We start from the raw sequence: 769 nt of genomic DNA, 5'->3' as shown, positions 1-769 counted from the left end.
TGTGAGCCCGCAAATAAAAGCGAAAAACGCGCATCAAACGCTGTTCAGCTCACAAGATGTTTTGGATTACAAACTGAGTGACCATTGCCCTGTAAACGCAACGGTAACGCTTAACTAAACGAACAAAATAGCCCAGCATGTTGCTGGGCTATTTTATGTTGTTTGCTAGATAGACGTTTAACTAGTTAACAAGAGAAACCGTTCTATCAAAGCGCTCTTGGATTCAGCAGCACTACGTCACCCTGCTTTAACCCCGTTCGCACTCTCCCCAACTCTCCAAGCTGAATAAGTCGAGTTTCTACCTCACCGCTGTCTTGCACCACTTTTACGTAGTCCAATTGGCCAACTTGGTAAACCGCCTCTTTTGGCACGCGAAGTACAACATCGTCGGTCAAGGTCAACGCGACTTTGGCGTATGTACCTGGATAGATAGCCGTTGGCGGCTCAAATTGAAGCTTTACGGTATAACTGCGCGAGTTGGCATCTGCCGACGGCGTCACTTCTTTTACAGCCGCTTGCGCGTTGAGGTTGTAAGACGGAAAAACAACGTCCACTTCTTTATCATAAGTCACATAAGGCATGACAGACTCAGCAAAGTTCACCTCTATTTCCAACGAGTTTGGATTGTACATTGATAAAAGCAAAGCCCCCGGTGTCGCGGTATCACCCTTGTTGATGGGCTTTTGCGTGATCAAGCCATCAAACGGTGCAGTAATGATGCTGTAGCCAAAGGTCGTTTCCGCCTCAGAGACCGCCGCCTGCGCTTTAT

At 47.6% G+C, this 769-nt stretch carries 1 protein-coding gene and 1 pseudogene; one reads left to right on the top strand and one right to left on the bottom strand.

Annotated features, from left to right (window positions below; all coding sequences use genetic code 11):
• A pseudogene (locus R7R24_RS26385) lies at positions 1-118 on the top strand (endonuclease/exonuclease/phosphatase family protein); the annotation flags it as partial.
• 88 nt (positions 119-206) lie between these two features.
• Here the strand turns inward: R7R24_RS26385 and R7R24_RS26380 are convergent.
• A partial coding sequence (locus R7R24_RS26380; protein WP_318120073.1) for an efflux RND transporter periplasmic adaptor subunit occupies positions 207-769 on the bottom strand: 563 nt, incomplete at its 5' end.

The organism is Vibrio sp. 704 (assembly GCF_033339295.1).
The sequence above is the reverse complement of the archived record's forward strand: the minus strand, read 5'-3'. Positions and strand labels throughout refer to the sequence as shown.